Raw genomic sequence first — 15,698 nt, 5'->3', positions numbered from 1 at the left:
GTCGAAGCGGGCGGCCAGCGCGAGGGCCTCCCCGCGCGCGTGGGCGGCGAGTTCCCGCGCGGTCCACGCCCGGTCGCCCGGCCCCGGCACTCGCTGGTCGCCGAGCCCGAGTTCGGTCAGCCGGTCCATGAGCAGCGCGACCACGGCCATGAAGTCCAGCTTGCTGCGCGGATGCCCACCGTCCGTGAAGTACGCCGGCCGCTCCGCGAGCAGCTCCAGACCGCGCGCCTCGTTGCCGGACAGCACGCAGAACTCGACGTGGTCCGCGTAGGCGCCCCGCATGCTCTCCATGGCCCTCACGAGCCGGAAGCCGCGCAGATGGTGGGCGCGTGCCTCCTCAACGCGGCCCAGCCGCAGCAGGGGTGCCAGGGAGGACGCGAGTACCGTGTGCGGTTCGTGGGCGCACGTGAACTCGCCCTCAAGTACCGGCGCCCACAGCCGCAGCGCCTCCTCGTCCCGGCCGCGCTCCGCCTGCCACCAGCCCTGCCCGTGCAGCTCGCAGGCGTGACAGTCGGCCATGGCGTCCCGGTCGGCGGCGAGCCACGCGGCGTACGCCGGCTCGGCCCGCGCCACGTCCCCGATGTGCGCGGCCACGCTGAACTCGGCACCCCGCACGGCCCGTTCGGAGTGCCCGGCGAGCCGGTAGCGGTGCTCCATCTCGCCGAGCCACTTCTCGATGGAGGCGAGCGGGATGTGCGGCTGGTCGAGCATGCCGGCCGACATCCACTTGAAGACCCAGTGCAGCGAGTGCGCCTCGTACTCGTCGAAGTCCTCGGGCCGCTCGTCCCACATGCGCAGCAGGCGCGCGAAGGGGACGAACATCTTGTCCTTCTCGGAGCTGTAGTTGTAGACCTTCAGCTGGTGCCCGAGCGCCTCGATCACCGCCAGTGGGATGTTCAGCTTCTCGGCCTCGGCGAGCAATTGCTCCGCGCGTGCGTTGCGGGCGGGTCCCTCCGGCTGCTCGGAGTTCTCCGCCATCGCCCGGCGCAGGGCGTCGAAGTCCGTGATCTCACTCATCAGTGACCGCCCCCCGGGGAGTCGGAGTCGCCGTGCGTGGCCCATTCCAGGAGGCTGATGAACGCCCGGTTGAGCAGCGCCGAATCGGCGGGCCTCAGTGGCCGTTGCGCCATCAGCAGCGCCTGCCCGTACAACGACTCCGTGGCGGTGCCGATCAGTTCCGGGTCCCGCAGGGAACTGATGCGCCGGATCAGCGGGTTGAGGTGGTTGAGCACCAGACGCGCGCGCGGGGCGCTGCCCCGCAGCGAGCCGAGGATGCCCGCCCACAGGTCGTCGGCCTGCTCCTCGGCCTCCGCCCGGGCCTGTTCGTGCCGGGCCGCCCGGTCGTCCAGGTGCAGCGCGGGCACGGACAGGGGATGGAAGGCGCGCAGTACGACGTCACAGCCCAGGGGGTCGAGTTTCGCCCGCGCGGCCGCCAGGAGGCCGGACAGGGCCAGCTCCTCGGCCGGATCGACCGCGTCCAGATGGGCGGTCACGGTGTCGGCGTCCAGCTCCGCGACCACCGTGTCCGGCCGCACCGACGGCAGCGCCTCGATCAGCTCGCTGTCGTACGTGTAACCGCCGTTGATCACCCCGACGCCCTGCGCGGACGCGATCGGCGCGACCTGCCGGTACTCCTCGACCGTCCGCGTGAAGTGCACCACCGGGTGGCGCTGCGCGAACTCCTCCAGGGACAGCCGCCCGTCGCTCGTCTCGAAGGGCAGCCACGGCAGCATCGTGCGCAGCATCTCCTTGTCGTGCCGCGCCAGGGACTTCACGCCCAGATGATGCACCGACAGAAAGGCCGCGAGCCGTTCCGGATCACCGGCCGCGAGGCCGGTCAGCCAGGACCGAATCCTTTCGCCCAGCGTCTCCCGTACGGCGGCCAGCGTCTCGTCCTCGTACAGTGACTCGCGCGAGGCCGTGGGCCGCAGACTGTCGGTGTCCAGGACGCAGCGCACGAAGAACGCCCAGTCGGGCAGCAGCTGTTCGGCCCGCTCGGTCAGCAGCATGCCCTTGAGATGCACCCGATGACCCGCGTGCTGGGCCGGGCTGACCGCCGACGGCAGCACGTACGCCACCCCGCGAATCCCGGCCAGCGGCACGTCCAAGTCGATCGCGTCCAACGGTGTGAAGCCGAACAGTTCGTGACAGTGCCGCGCCAGCGCCACCCGCCGGGTGGCGGGGCTCGGATACGGCCGGTCCCAGGGCGCGGGCAGGTCGGTGACCGCCTCCTCGCCCACCCGCACGTCGTACGGCAGCAGCGAGCCGAAGTCCCGTGCCAGCGTGAGGACACGCTGCGGCGCAAGCCACTCTCCGGCCCCCGCCCGCGCCACGAGGTGCACGGTGGTGCCCGGTTCCGGACGGGCCTCGTCCGGCAGCGTCCGCACGGTGTACGAACCGTCGTCGCTCGCCGTCCACTCCACCGGTCGGGCACCCGGCGTACGGGCGCTGCGGCTGACCACCCGGATCCGCTCGGCGACCACGAAGCAGGCGAGCAGCCCGATGCCGAACTGCCCGAGGAAGTCGGAGCGGGCCTCCTGCAACCCGTCGGCACGCTTGGAACTGCGCCCGATCGTCGCCAACAGGTTGTGCACGTCCGCCTCGGTGAGCCCCACGCCCGTGTCCTCGACACGCAGGGCTCCGCCCTCGGCGTACAGCCGCACGTGGGCCGGGGCGCCGGGCTCCTCGGCCCGCCGGGCGGTGATCGCGTCCACCGCGTTCTGCAACAGCTCGCGCAGATAGACCTTGGGACTGGAGTAGAGGTGATGGGAGAGCAGGTCCACCAGACCGCGCAGGTCGACCTGGAAGGTATGAGGTGACTGGGGTGATTGGGATGCGTGGGATGACTGTGAGGTCTGGGAGTCCATCATCACGGCGCCGGTGGGGGGACGGGCGACGGCGCGGGGTCGGGCGGTCCGTGTGAGGCGGAGACCGCGAGGGATGGCCGGGGCGCGCCATCCTAGGGCCCGAACGAGCCGTCTGACCAGGTGTTTCCCGGACGTATACGGCCATTGTCAGTGGTGTGGTGTGCAATGGATCTCGTGCCCGCACTGCAAGAACCACTGGAACAGCCATTGAAGTCAGTGCTCGGCCCCGCCACCGCGAAGGTGATGGCCGAGCATCTCGGCCTGCATACCGTCGGCGACCTCCTGCACCACTACCCGCGCAGATACGAGGAGCGCGGCCAGCTCACCCACCTCGCCGACCTCCCCCTGGACGAGCACGTCACGGTGGTCGCCCAGGTCGCCGACGCCCGCCTGCACACCTTCGCCTCCGCCAAGGCGCCCCGGGGCAAGGGCCAGCGCCTGGAAGTCACGATCACGGACGGCAGCGGCCGCCTCCAACTCGTCTTCTTCGGCCACGGCGTCCACAAGCCCCACAAGGAGCTCCTCCCGGGCACGCGCGCGATGTTCGCGGGCAAGGTCTCCGTCTTCAACCGCCGACTGCAACTGGCGCATCCGGCCTACGAGTTGCTGCGCGGCGATTCCGAGGAAGCCGTCGACACCTGGGCAGGGGCGCTCATCCCGATCTACCCCGCGACCGCCAAGCTGGAGTCCTGGAAGATCGGCAAGGCGATCCAGACGGTGCTGCCCAGCGCCCAGGAGGCCATCGACCCCCTCCCGGACTCGCTCCGCGAGGGCCGCGCCCTGGTCTCCCTCCCCGAGGCCCTGCTGAAGATCCACCGCCCGCACACCAAGGCGGACATCGCCGACGCCCGCGACCGCCTCAAGTGGGACGAGGCCTTCGTCCTCCAGATCGCCCTCGCCCGCCGCCGCCACGCCGACGCCCAACTCCCCGCGGTCCCCCGCAAACCCAAGCCGGACGGCCTCCTCACGGCCTTCGACGACCGCCTCCCCTTCACCCTCACCGAGGGCCAGCAGAGCGTCTCCAGGGAGATCTTCGACGACCTGGCGACCGAGCATCCGATGCACCGGCTGCTCCAAGGGGAGGTCGGTAGCGGAAAGACGATGGTGGCCCTCCGCGCCATGCTCGCCGTCGTCGACGCGGGCGGGCAGGCCGCCATGCTCGCGCCCACCGAGGTGCTCGCACAGCAGCATCACCGGTCGGTCGTCGAGATGATGGGCGAGCTGGCCGAGGGCGGGATGCTGGGCGGGGCCGAGCAGGCCACCAAAGTCGTGCTGCTCACCGGATCCATGGGGGCAGCCGCCCGGCGGCAGGCGCTGCTCGACCTGGTCACCGGAGAGGCCGGGATCGTGATCGGCACGCACGCGCTGATCGAGGACAAGGTGCAGTTCCACGACCTGGGGCTGGTCGTCGTCGACGAACAGCACCGCTTCGGCGTCGAGCAGCGCGACGCCCTGCGCGGCAAGGGCAAGCAGCCACCGCACCTGCTGGTCATGACCGCCACACCGATCCCGCGCACGGTCGCCATGACCGTCTTCGGCGACCTGGAGACCTCCGTCCTGGACCAGCTCCCGGCCGGCCGTTCGCCCATCGCCAGCCATGTCGTCCCGGCCGCCGACAAGCCCCACTTCCTGGCCAGGGCCTGGGAGCGCGTGCGCGAGGAGGTGGGGAACGGCCATCAGGCGTACGTCGTCTGCCCGCGCATCGGTGACGAGGACGAGGACCCCAAGGCCGCCAAGAAGAAGTCCCCCGAGGACGAGGCCGAGAAGCGCCCGCCGCTCGCCGTCCTCGATGTCGCCGACCAGCTCGCCAAGGGGCCCCTCCAGGGCCTCAAGGTGGAGGTCCTGCACGGCCGTATGCAGCCCGACGACAAGGACGCGGTCATGCGCCGCTTCGCCGCCGGCGAGACCGACGTCCTGGTCGCCACGACGGTCATCGAGGTCGGCGTCAACGTGCCCAACGCCACGGTGATGGTGATCATGGACGCCGACCGCTTCGGCGTCTCCCAGCTGCACCAGCTGCGCGGCCGGGTAGGCCGCGGCTCGGCGGCCGGCCTGTGCCTGCTGGTCACCGAGATGCCCGAGGCGAGTCCGGCCCGCCAGCGGCTGAACTCCGTGGCCGCCACCCTGGACGGCTTCGAGCTCTCCCGCATCGACCTCGAACAGCGCCGCGAGGGCGACGTCCTCGGCCAGGCCCAGTCCGGCACCCGCTCCTCCCTGCGGATGCTCGCCGTCATCGACGACGAGGAGATCATCGCCGAGGCACGCGAGGAGGCCGCCCGGGTCGTCGCCGCCGACCCGGACCTGGAACACCTGCCCGCCCTGCGCACCGCGCTGGACGCGTTGCTGGACGAGGAGAGGGAGCAGTACTTGGAGAAGGGCTGACAGACTGGGACCGGTACCACCAGGGCACACACCTGGGCACCACCAGAGCCCACCGACAAGGACCGAGGAACGCAAGGACATGACTCGCGTGATCGCCGGCCGGGCCGGCGGACGCCGTCTGGCCGTCCCGCCCGGACACGGGACCCGCCCCACCTCCGACCGCGCGCGCGAGGGCCTGTTCTCCACCTGGCAGTCCCTGCTCGGCGGCCCCCTCGAGGGCGAACGGGTCCTCGACCTGTACGCCGGGTCCGGCGCCGTCGGCCTGGAGGCCCTGTCCCGCGGCGCCGGCCACACCCTGCTCGTCGAGGCCGACGCCCGGGCGGCCCGCACCGTCCGGGAGAACGTCAAGCGCCTCGGCCTGCCCGGCGCCGAGGTCCGCGCGGGCAAGGCCCGGCAGATCATCCAGACGCCGCCGCAGCAGCCGTACGACCTCGTCTTCCTCGACCCTCCGTACGCCGTCTCGGACGACGATCTTCGGGAGATTCTGCTCACACTCCGTACGGAAGGGTGGCTCACGCCCGATGCCCTCGTCACCGTGGAGCGCAGCACCAGAGGTGGCGAATTCCGCTGGCCGGACGGTTTCGAAGCGATCCGGGCCCGTCGCTACGGCGAGGGAACGTTTTGGTACGGTCGCGCCGCCTCTACGTGCGAAGACGCACGATGACCGGACCGGAGAGCGAGGGAACCCAAGTGCGCCGCGCCGTCTGTCCCGGGTCGTTCGACCCCATCACCAACGGACATCTCGACATCATCGCCCGCGCCTCCCGTCTGTACGACGAGGTCTATGTCGCGGTGATGATCAACAAGGCCAAGAAGGGCCTGTTCGAGATCGAGGAGCGGATCGACCTGATCCGCCAGGTCACCGCCGAGTACGAGAACGTCCGCGTCGAGGCCTTCCACGGCCTCCTCGTCGACTTCTGCAAGGAGCGCGACATCCCGGCCATCGTCAAGGGCCTGCGCGCGGTCAGCGACTTCGACTACGAGCTTCAGATGGCCCAGATGAACAACGGCCTCACGGGTGTCGAGACGCTCTTCGTCCCCACCAACCCCACCTACAGCTTCCTCTCCTCCTCCCTGGTCAAGGAGGTCGCTACCTGGGGCGGAGACGTCTCCCACCTGGTGCCCCCGGCGGTCTTCGAGGCCCTCGCCCAGCGCCTCGGAAAGGACTGAGCCGGACGCAGGTTCCCTGACGACACGTCACCCGCTGTCCGACGGCAACCTCATGGCCGTACAGTCGTCCCGTCCGTCTCCAACACAGCTGTAGAGAGTGGCGAGCACAGGTGGACGTGCAGAAGAAGCTCGACGAGATCGTGTCCGCGGTCTCCGGTGCCCGGTCGATGCCCATGTCGGCCTCGTGTGTGGTCAATCGCGCCGAACTGCTCTCGATGCTGGAAGAGGTGCGCCAGGCCCTGCCCGGCTCCCTCGCGCAGGCCCAGGAGCTGATCGGCGGCCGCGAGCAGATGGTCGAGCAGGCCCGCCAGGAGGCCGAGCGCATCATCGAACACGCCCACGCCGAGCGGGGCTCGCTGATCTCCGACACCGAGATCGCCCGCCGCTCCCAGGCCGAGGCCGACCGCATCCTCGCCGAGGCCCGCAAGGAGGCGGAGGAGATCCGCGCGGAGGCCGACGACTACGTCGACTCCAAGCTCGCCAACTTCGAGGTCGTCCTCACCAAGACCCTCGGCTCCGTCGGCCGCGGCCGCGAGAAGCTCCTCGGCACCGGACCCGGCGTCGACGAGCAGGGCTACGAGGACGAGGACGCCCCCGAGCGCAGCCACGACCCGGACACCCTGCGCCGCACCGCCGACGAGTACGTCGATGTCAAGCTGGGCGCCTTCGAGGCGGTCCTGGCCAAGACCCTGGAGGCCGTCGGCCGCGGCCGCCAGAAGCTGCACGGCCGGATCGCCACCGACGACCTCGGCGCCCTCGCCGACGACCTTTCCACCGTCCAGCACTCCAGCGACGCCGACTATCTGGCCGACCTCGCCGCCCTCTCGGAGCGGGACACCCCGACCCCTCAGGCCGCCCCGGCCGAGCAGCAGCCGGTACCGCCGCAGTACGACCCGCAGACCGTGCAGCCGGCGTACGGCTACCAGCAGCAGACCGCCGACCCCTACGGCTACCAGCAGCAGTACGGCGGCCAGCAAGCCGATCCGTACGGCTACCAGCAGGCCCAGCAGGCCGACCCGTACGCCGCCCCCACCTCCGGCTACGCTCCGGCGGGAGGTGCCCCCTTCCAGGGCTACGACGGTCAGCAGGGCGCCTATGACCCGCAGCAGGCCCAGCAGGCCCAGCAGGCATACGCCGGGCAGCAGCAGATGCCCGCCCTCGACGAGACCAGCCTCTTCGACACCAGCATGATCAGCGCGGAGCAGCTGCGGGCCTATGAGCAGGGGCGCGGCAACGGCTGACCCCGGCACGCGAGAGGGGGCGTCGGCCGGGAGCGCACACCGGATTGGGCCGTGAGCGAAAGGTCCAGTATCCTGGCTCTTCGGTCGCGCGTACGTCCGCGATCAACGCTGCCCGGGAACACCGAAGGGCAGCGCCCCTGAGCTCAGAAGATCGAAAGCAGGAATGGCCCTGAACGCCCGCCTCGACCACCGCAACCCTCTCGTGTTCGACACACACGAGCTGGGTCGGCGGCCTGGTGCGCTCCAGCGCCTGACCCGCGAGATCGACGCTCCCAAGGACTTCGGTATCCAGGGAGTCATCGGAGTGCCGGAAGGCGCCCCGGTGGAGCTCGAACTCCGACTCGAGTCGGTCATGGAAGGTGTGCTCGTCACAGGCACCGCCCGTGCACAGGCCGAGGGGGAGTGCGTAAGGTGTCTGGAGCCGCTCGAGCTGGCGCTCGAAGCGGACTTCCAGGAGATGTTCTCGTACCCTGACGCCGACGACCGGGGCCGCCCCAAGGCGGAGCCGGCCGACGACGCCGAGGAAGACGAGGACAGGCTCTTCATCGAGGACGGCCTGTTCGACCTCGAACCCGTGCTGCGCGATGCGGTGGTGCTCGCACTGCCGATGCAGCCGGTGTGCCAGGAAGACTGCCCAGGACTGTGCGCCCAGTGCGGCGCACGCCTCGCGGACGACCCGGACCACCACCACGACGCCGTCGACATCCGTTGGGCGGCACTGCAGGGACTCGCCGGTTCACTCGAAGACGGCGATAAGGACGAGATGAGCGGCGCCGAATCGGGCGTCGACGAGAAGCAGGAGAAGTAGCCGTGGCTGTTCCGAAGCGGAAGATGTCGCGCAGCAACACGCGCCACCGCCGGTCGCAGTGGAAGGCTGCGGTCCCCACCCTGGTTGCGTGCGAGCGCTGCCACGAGCCCAAGCAGCAGCACATCGCGTGCCCGTCTTGCGGCACCTACAACAAGCGCCAGGTCCTCGAGGTCTGAGCGGCTGGTGAGAGGCACTGTGTCCACGCCTAAGAAGAACGCTCCCCGCGAGAGCGGGAGTAGCCCGGCGGACAACATGGCCTCGTCCCACACGCTGTTGGAAGGGCGGCTCGGGTACAAGCTCGAGTCCGCCCTTCTGGTGCGTGCGCTGACCCACCGTTCCTACGCGTACGAGAACGGCGGCCTGCCCACCAACGAGCGCCTGGAGTTCCTCGGGGACTCCGTTCTCGGCCTCGTGGTCACGGACACGCTGTACCGCATCCACCCCGACCTGCCCGAAGGCCAGCTGGCCAAACTGCGGGCCGCGGTGGTCAACTCGCGTGCGTTGGCGGAGGTCGGCCGCGGCCTCGACCTGGGCTCCTTCATCCGGCTCGGCCGCGGTGAAGAGGGCACGGGCGGCCGGGACAAGGCATCCATCCTCGCCGACACCCTCGAAGCGGTGATCGGCGCGGTCTATCTCGACCAGGGCCTGGACTCGGCGGCGGAGCTGGTGCACCGCCTGTTCGACCCCTTGATCGAGAAGTCCTCGAATCTCGGAGCCGGCCTGGACTGGAAGACCAGCCTCCAGGAGCTCACCGCGACCGAGGCGCTCGGCGTGCCCGAGTACCTGGTCACGGAGACCGGCCCCGACCACGAGAAGACCTTCACTGCTGCCGCCCGCGTCGGAGGCGTCTCGTACGGCACCGGCACCGGCCGCAGCAAGAAGGAGGCGGAGCAGCAGGCCGCGGAATCCGCGTGGCGGTCCATCAAGGCCGCGGCGGAGGAGCGCGCCAAACTGGTGGCCGAGAAGGCCGCCCAGGACGGCGAGGATCCCTCGTCGGTCTCCGCCTGACCTAACGAGCGCATCCGAGCGCCTGTCCCCGGGTCCCGCCCGGAGGCGGGCGCTCGGCTCATACACCGCGGGGGATCCCATGCCCGAGTTGCCCGAGGTCGAGGTCGTACGGCGCGGTCTGGAGCGGTGGGTCGCCCACCGGACCGTCGCCGAGGCCGAGGTGCTGCACCCGCGCGCGGTACGCCGTCATCTCGCCGGCGCCGACGACTTCGCCCACCGTCTCAAGGGCCACCGCATCGGCACGCCCAGCCGGCGCGGCAAGTACCTGTGGTTGCCCCTGGAGGACACGCATCAGGCGATCCTGGCGCATCTCGGGATGAGCGGCCAACTGCTGGTCCAGTCGCAGGCGGCGCCGGACGAGAAGCACCTCAGGATCCGGGTGAGATTCGCAGACGAGGTGGACACGGAACTCCGCTTCGTCGACCAACGCACCTTCGGCGGGCTGTCCTTGCACGACACCACCCCCGACGGCCTGCCCGACGTCATCGCGCACATCGCCCGCGACCCCCTCGACCCGCTCTTCGGCGACGGGGCCTTCCACCAGGCCCTGCGCCGCAAGCGCACGACGATCAAACGGGCCCTGCTCGACCAGTCGTTGATCAGCGGTGTCGGCAACATCTACGCGGACGAGGCTCTTTGGCGCGCCCGCATCCACTTCGAGCGCCCGACCGCGAACTTCACCCGCCCGCGCACCGCGGAACTCCTCGGCCACATCAGGGACGTGATGAACGAGGCCCTGGCGGTGGGCGGCACCAGCTTCGACAGCCTGTACGTCAACGTCAACGGCGAGTCGGGGTACTTCGACCGGTCGCTGGACGCGTACGGGCGCGAGGGCCTGCCGTGCAAGCGGTGCGCCACGCCGATGCGCCGGCGCGCCTGGATGAACCGGTCCAGCTACTTCTGCCCGAGGTGTCAGCGGGCGCCGCGTGTGGCGTCGTAATGCCGGCGTGCTTCGAGCACGTAGTCCATCCGGCCCTCCACGAACTGGATGAGGCCGATCAGGCGCTCGGCGACCTCGTGGCCGAGCGGAGTCAGTTCGTAGTCCACGCGGGGCGGGTTCGTCGGCTGGGCCTCGCGGTGGACCAGGCCGTCGCGCTCCAGCGCGTGCAGCGTCTGGGACAGCATCTTCTCGCTCACGCCGTCGACCCGGCGGCGCAGCTCGTTGAAGCGGAGTGAGCCCTCGTGCAGGGCGCCGAGCGTGAGCGCGCCCCACCGTCCCGTGACGTGCTCCAGCGTGCCGCGCGAGGGGCAGGCCTTGGCGAACACGCTGTACGGGAGGTTCTGGTCCTCCGTGCGCTCGTCCATGGTGTCCATAGACCAAGCGTACGCGAACGCAGCGCTAACCAACAGGTTGCACTAACTGCTGGTTAGTATGTCGCCGTCCTAGTAACCGAAGTCCTGCGTCCACCAAGGGCCGCCCGACGCCATGTGCACACCGACACCCAGCGTCTTGAAGTCGCAGTTCAGGATGTTGGCCTTGTGCCCCGGGCTGTTCATCCAGGCCTCCATCACCGCGGCCGCGTCGGCCTGCCCCCGGGCTATGTTCTCGCCGCCGAGGTCGGTGATCCCGGCCTTCGCGGCCCGGTCCCACGGGCTCGCCCCGTCCGGGTCGGTGTGGTCGAAGAAGCCGCGCGCGGCCATGTCCTCGCTGAAGTCCTGAGCCAGCTCGGCCAGCGCGCTGTTGGCGGAGACCGGGCTGCAGCCCACCTTCGACCGCTCCTCGTTGACCAGCTTGAGCACCTCGGCCGCGGCCTGGGCCTCCGCGGACACCGTCACGGGGGCGCTGGTCTTCTCCGGAGCCTTCGTGGCCGTACGCGACGGAGTCGTCGTGGGCTTCTTGCTGGGCGTGGGGGTGGTCTTCGGCTTCTTGGTCGGCGTCTCGGTCGTCTTGGTCGGCGCGGCCGGCGACGTCGAGGGGGAGGGGGAGGCCGAGGGCGAGGCCGAGCGCTCGGTGTCACGGCTCGTCGACGTGCCGTCGTCGCGGCTCTCGGCGCTGCCGGAGGTGCCGCCCTGCTCGGTCGGGGCGCCGGTGGTCGGCGTGTCCACGGCCTGCACATTGTCGCCGCCGCTGCTGCGGTCCCCGCCCAGCTTGTAGTTCTCGAGGCCGGGCACCGCGCCCGTGGCGACCGCGACGGTGCCGAGGGCCACCGCCGCGGAGACGCCGAGCAGACCGGTCTTGACCGGCGCGGCCTTCTTCTTCCGGCGGCGGTGCGAGCCCGCGCGGCGGGGGCCGTCGGAAGGTATGTAGCCGTCGGACGGGAAGGCCGCTGTGTCGGCGTTCCAGGTGTGACCGTCGTCGTCCGTCGCGAAGAGGTACTCCTGGCTCCTGGTGTAGGCGTCGCCGTACGCCTCGGGGTTCAGGTAGGGGGCGATGCCCAGCGTGGGGTGGTCGCCCGCGGCGGAGTCGTACGAGTCGTAGGGGTCGTACGGATCGTGGTGTCCCTGGCTCCCCTTGTGGGAGCTGTACGTCTCTGTGACCCCCGTGGCGCGGCCCGTGCTGGCGGCGCGGCCGGCGGCGGAGCGTCGGTGGCGTCCCATGTCCTGGCCTTCCTCGTCCTCGCGGTCGACGCGTCCCCCCGGTCAACCAAGCTCACAAAACTCACACGATCGAGTGAGTTTCGTATGAGATTCATTGGCAGGGGACGGTACCGCATGGCGCCGGAGGAGGAAGTGTCCCGAGAGACATTGGCCGGTTAGGTTGCACTCATGAGCGAGGATGTGCGATTGGTCGCCTGGGTGCGTGGACGTGTCCAAGGTGTGGGTTTTCGCTGGTTCACGCGGGCCAAGGCCCTGGAGATCGGCGGCCTGAGTGGTTTTGCTCTCAATTTGGAGGACGGACGGGTCCAGGTGGTCGCCGAGGGGCCGCGCACGGACTGTCAGGGGCTTCTGGAATGGCTCCAGAGCGACGACACGCCCGGGCGCGTGGACGGTGTCACCGAGATCTGGGACACACCTCGCGGGGGGTACGACGGCTTCGCCATCCGCTGAGCCAGTTCTGTAAAGAGCCCCAGGCGGAAGCGGAGGGACATGCCACTGGCAGCTGCCCGGAGCAGAAAGGCCCTGGTGGTTGCCAAGAACCCCTTGCCGTGGCAGGCTCCGCACGTAAGGATGATCGCCACGCCCTGAGGGCCCCGCAGGAGCCGAAGCGCCGCCGTTTCCGGCCGCGCGTCACCGGGTTGCCCGCCAATACGGGGCGTGATCGTGTTGACCGTCAAACTTTTTGGTGAGACGCTGAAAGCACCCCGCGCACCTTAGCTGTTTGGCATGGAAGAACAGCTGCACGAACTCAAAAGTGTCAAGCACCGCGGGTGCGAATCCCTCACGACCCACACCGCTTCGGTCGGTCACTCAGTGTGGAGGACCATCCATCATGGCAAAGGCGCTTCTCGGTTACGTCGGCGGCTCCGACCCTCGACTCCTCGCCGAGATGCGACGGCTCCAGCAGCGCGTCCAAGACCTGGAATCCGAGCTCGTACGGATCCAGGCGGAGAACGACGCGCTCGCGGCTGCCGCTTCTCACGACAGGATCATGGAGAGCATCGACGCACACCAGGCGGAGCCTGCGCTCACCTGATCGCTGCATCGCTCCACAACAGCACAAGCAGTGGTTGGGCTGCCCGTATCAACCGCTAAGTTGTCAGACAACTGAAACCCAGTTGTCAGAGTTGCAAGGGACGCTTCGGCGTCCCTTCTTTCTTGCCCCCGCGCATCCTTTCACCCTCTTTAACGTTTGGTGTGCCCTGCGCGTTCATGTGTGAAACCGCAGGGTGACCGGGGTTCATAGTGTGAGACACGCCCGGGAGGTAGAGTCCAGCGGCGTGCACCTCAAGGCCCTGACCCTCCGAGGGTTCAAGTCGTTCGCCTCGGCGACCACGCTCCGGTTCGAGCCGGGGATCACGTGTGTCGTGGGGCCGAACGGCTCGGGCAAGTCCAATGTGGTGGACGCGCTCAGCTGGGTCATGGGCGAACAGGGCGCCAAGTCGCTGCGCGGCGGCAAGATGGAGGACGTCATCTTCGCCGGCACCACCGGCCGCCCGCCGCTGGGCCGCGCCGAGGTGTCCCTGACCATCGACAACTCCGACGGGGCCCTGCCCATCGAGTACGCCGAGGTCACCATCACGCGGATCATGTTCCGCAACGGCGGCAGCGAGTACCAGATCAACGGCGACACCTGCCGGCTCCTCGACATCCAGGAACTGCTGTCCGACTCCGGCATCGGCCGCGAGATGCACGTCATCGTCGGCCAGGGCCAGCTCGACTCCGTCCTGCACGCCGACCCCATGGGCCGCCGCGCCTTCATCGAGGAGGCGGCCGGCGTCCTCAAGCACCGCAAGCGCAAGGAGAAGGCGCTGCGGAAGCTGGACGCGATGCAGGCCAACCTCGCGCGCGTGCAGGACCTGACGGACGAGCTCAGGAGGCAGCTGAAGCCCCTGGGCCGACAGGCCGCCGTCGCACGAAGGGCCGCCGTCATCCAGGCCGACCTCCGAGACGCCCGCCTGCGCCTCCTCGCCGACGATCTCGTACGGCTGCGGGAGGCGCTGAAGGCCGAGGTCGCGGACGAGGCCGCGCTGAAGGAACGCAAGGAGGCCGCCGAACAGGAACTGAAGAAGGCGCTCCAGCGGGAGGCGCTCCTGGAGGACGAGGTACGGCAGCTCACGCCTCGCCTCCAGCGCGCCCAGCAGACCTGGTACGAGCTCTCCCAACTGGCCGAGCGGGTGCGCGGCACGATCTCGCTGGCCGACGCGCGCGTGAAGAGCGCCACCTCCGCGCCCCCCGAGGAGCGGCGCGGGCGCGACCCCGAGGACATGGAGCGCGAGGCCGCGCGGATCCGTGAGCAGGAGGCCGAGCTCGAAGCGGCCCTGGAGGCGGCCGAGCGCGCCCTGGAGGACACGGTCGCCCACCGCGCCGAGCTGGAACGCGAACTCGCGCTCGAAGAACGGCGCCTGAAGGACGTGGCCCGTGCCATCGCCGACCGCCGCGAGGGGCTCGCCCGGCTGAACGGCCAGGTCAACGCGGCCCGTTCGCGCGCGGCCTCGGCCCAGGCCGAGATCGACCGGCTGGCCGCCGCCCGCGACGAGGCCCAGGAGCGGGCCGTCGCCGCGCAGGAGGAGTACGAGGCGCTGAAGGCGGAGGTCGACGGCCTCGATGCGGGTGACGCGGAACTCGCCGAACAGCACGAGGTGGCGAAACAGCAGCTCGCCGAGGCGGAGGCAGCCCTGTCGGCGGCCCGCGAGGCGGCCACGGCGGTGGAGCGCAAGCGGGCCGCGACCCAGGCCCGCCACGAGGCGTTGGCCATGGGGCTGCGCCGCAAGGACGGCACGGGCGCGCTGCTGGCGGCGAAGGATCGTCTCAGCGGACTGCTCGGCCCGGCCGCCGAGCTGCTGACCGTGACCCCGGGCCACGAGGCCGCCCTGGCCACCGCCTTCGGCGCCGCCGCCGACGCCATCACGGTGACGACGCCGTCCTCGGCCGCCGACGCGATCCGCCTGCTGCGCAAGCAGGACGCGGGGCGGGCGGCGCTGCTGGTGAGCGGCGCCCCCGACGACGTACCGCAGGAGGCGCGGACCGACGGGCCGCCGTATGCCGCCGACCTCGTCAGCGGCCCCGCCGAGCTGATGCCCGCCGTACGACGGCTGCTGCACGGGATCGTCGTGGTCGGCACCCTGGAGGACGCCGAGGACCTCGTCTGCGCGCGGCCCGATCTCACCGCCGTGACCGCCGAGGGCGATCTGCTGGGCGCGTACTTCGCACAGGGCGGGTCCGCCGGGGCGCCGAGTCTGCTCGAAGTGCAGGCGTCCGTGGATGAGGCCGTCGCCGAGCTGGAAGAACTGGCGGTGCGGTGTAAGGAGCTCACCGAGGCACAGCACGCGGCGGCGGAGCGGCGCAAGGAGTGTGCCGCGCGAGTCGAGGAGCTGGGGGAGCGGCGTCGCGCCGCCGACCGGGAGAAGTCGGCCGTCGCGCAGCAGCTCGGGCGGCTGTCGGGGCAGGCACGCGGTGCCGCCGGGGAGGCCGAGCGGTCCGTGGCCGCCGCCGCGCGGGCGCAGGAGGCGCTCGACAGGGCCCTCACCGAGGTCGAGGAACTCGCCGAACGGCTCGCCGTCGCCGAGGAGATGCCGGTCGAGGAGGAGCCCGACACGTCGGTACGGGACCGTCTCGCTGCCGACGGGGCCAACGCCCGGCAGACCGAGATGGAGGCCCGGCTTCAGGTCCGCACGCACGAAG

At 70.4% G+C, this 15,698-nt stretch carries 14 protein-coding genes and 1 pseudogene; 11 read left to right on the top strand and 4 right to left on the bottom strand.

Features of this window, described 5'->3' with window-relative positions:
- Both CLM62_RS16660 and CLM62_RS16655 read right to left on the bottom strand, forming a co-directional pair.
- Positions 1-1,017: pseudogene (locus CLM62_RS16660) on the bottom strand (tetratricopeptide repeat protein); the annotation flags it as partial.
- Positions 1,017-2,867 (bottom strand): HSP90 family protein, encoded by a 1,851-nt coding sequence (locus CLM62_RS16655; protein ID WP_095750660.1) that lies wholly within the window; start codon positions 2,865-2,867, stop codon positions 1,017-1,019. The pseudogene CLM62_RS16660 and the gene CLM62_RS16655, both read right to left, overlap by 1 nt.
- A 165-nt stretch (positions 2,868-3,032) precedes the next feature.
- On the opposite strand from CLM62_RS16655, the gene recG reads away from it, so the two are divergent.
- The 8 genes from recG (at position 3,033) to mutM (ending at position 10,416) form a co-directional block, all read left to right on the top strand.
- Complete coding sequence (gene recG, locus CLM62_RS16650) at positions 3,033-5,249, top strand: ATP-dependent DNA helicase RecG (RefSeq protein ID WP_095750659.1); 2,217 nt, start codon at positions 3,033-3,035, stop codon at positions 5,247-5,249.
- A 79-nt stretch (positions 5,250-5,328) separates the two neighbouring features.
- A complete protein-coding gene (rsmD, locus tag CLM62_RS16645) occupies positions 5,329-5,913 on the top strand; it encodes a 16S rRNA (guanine(966)-N(2))-methyltransferase RsmD (protein ID WP_095750658.1) in 585 nt (194 codons plus the stop codon).
- On the top strand, positions 5,910-6,419 hold the full coding sequence (gene coaD / locus CLM62_RS16640; protein ID WP_095750657.1) for a pantetheine-phosphate adenylyltransferase: 510 nt from the start codon (positions 5,910-5,912) through the stop codon (positions 6,417-6,419). The genes rsmD and coaD overlap by 4 nt, the downstream gene beginning before the upstream one ends.
- Before the next feature lie 110 nt (positions 6,420-6,529).
- Positions 6,530-7,660: an ATP synthase F0 subunit B gene (locus CLM62_RS16635; RefSeq protein WP_095750656.1), complete on the top strand. Its 1,131-nt coding sequence runs from the start codon at positions 6,530-6,532 to the stop codon at positions 7,658-7,660.
- A gap of 163 nt (positions 7,661-7,823) precedes the next feature.
- Positions 7,824-8,468 (top strand): DUF177 domain-containing protein, encoded by a 645-nt coding sequence (locus CLM62_RS16630; protein WP_095750655.1) that lies wholly within the window; start codon positions 7,824-7,826, stop codon positions 8,466-8,468.
- 2 nt (positions 8,469-8,470) lie between these two features.
- Positions 8,471-8,644 (top strand): 50S ribosomal protein L32, encoded by a 174-nt coding sequence (gene rpmF, locus CLM62_RS16625; RefSeq protein WP_003951102.1) that lies wholly within the window; start codon positions 8,471-8,473, stop codon positions 8,642-8,644.
- 19 nt (positions 8,645-8,663) lie between these two features.
- Positions 8,664-9,476, top strand: coding sequence for a ribonuclease III (rnc, locus tag CLM62_RS16620; RefSeq protein WP_095750654.1), 813 nt, complete (start codon positions 8,664-8,666; stop codon positions 9,474-9,476).
- Between the two features lie 79 nt (positions 9,477-9,555).
- Positions 9,556-10,416 (top strand): bifunctional DNA-formamidopyrimidine glycosylase/DNA-(apurinic or apyrimidinic site) lyase, encoded by an 861-nt coding sequence (gene mutM / locus CLM62_RS16615; RefSeq protein ID WP_095750653.1) that lies wholly within the window; start codon positions 9,556-9,558, stop codon positions 10,414-10,416.
- Here mutM and CLM62_RS16610 read toward each other — a convergent pair.
- Entirely contained in the window at positions 10,389-10,790 is a 402-nt protein-coding gene (locus CLM62_RS16610) for a helix-turn-helix domain-containing protein (protein ID WP_095750652.1), read from the bottom strand. The two genes, mutM and CLM62_RS16610, sit on opposite strands and share 28 nt — an antisense overlap.
- 69 nt (positions 10,791-10,859) lie before the next feature.
- Positions 10,860-12,014, bottom strand: coding sequence for a CAP domain-containing protein (locus CLM62_RS16605; protein WP_095750651.1), 1,155 nt, complete (start codon positions 12,012-12,014; stop codon positions 10,860-10,862).
- Positions 12,015-12,182: 168 nt separating this feature from the next.
- Between CLM62_RS16605 and CLM62_RS16600 the strand changes: the two genes are divergently transcribed.
- The 3 genes from CLM62_RS16600 to smc form a co-directional block, all read left to right on the top strand.
- On the top strand, positions 12,183-12,464 hold the full coding sequence (locus CLM62_RS16600; protein ID WP_095750650.1) for an acylphosphatase: 282 nt from the start codon (positions 12,183-12,185) through the stop codon (positions 12,462-12,464).
- 382 nt (positions 12,465-12,846) lie between these two features.
- A complete protein-coding gene (locus CLM62_RS16595; protein WP_016432419.1) occupies positions 12,847-13,050 on the top strand; it encodes a hypothetical protein in 204 nt (67 codons plus the stop codon).
- A 244-nt stretch (positions 13,051-13,294) separates the two neighbouring features.
- On the top strand, positions 13,295-15,698 hold a 2,404-nt coding region (gene smc, locus CLM62_RS16585), incomplete at its 3' end, for a chromosome segregation protein SMC (RefSeq protein ID WP_095750649.1).

It is taken from the genome of Streptomyces sp. SA15, from assembly GCF_002291145.1.
GTDB lineage: Bacteria > Actinomycetota > Actinomycetes > Streptomycetales > Streptomycetaceae > Streptomyces.
The sequence above is the reverse complement of the archived record's forward strand: the minus strand, read 5'-3'. Positions and strand labels throughout refer to the sequence as shown.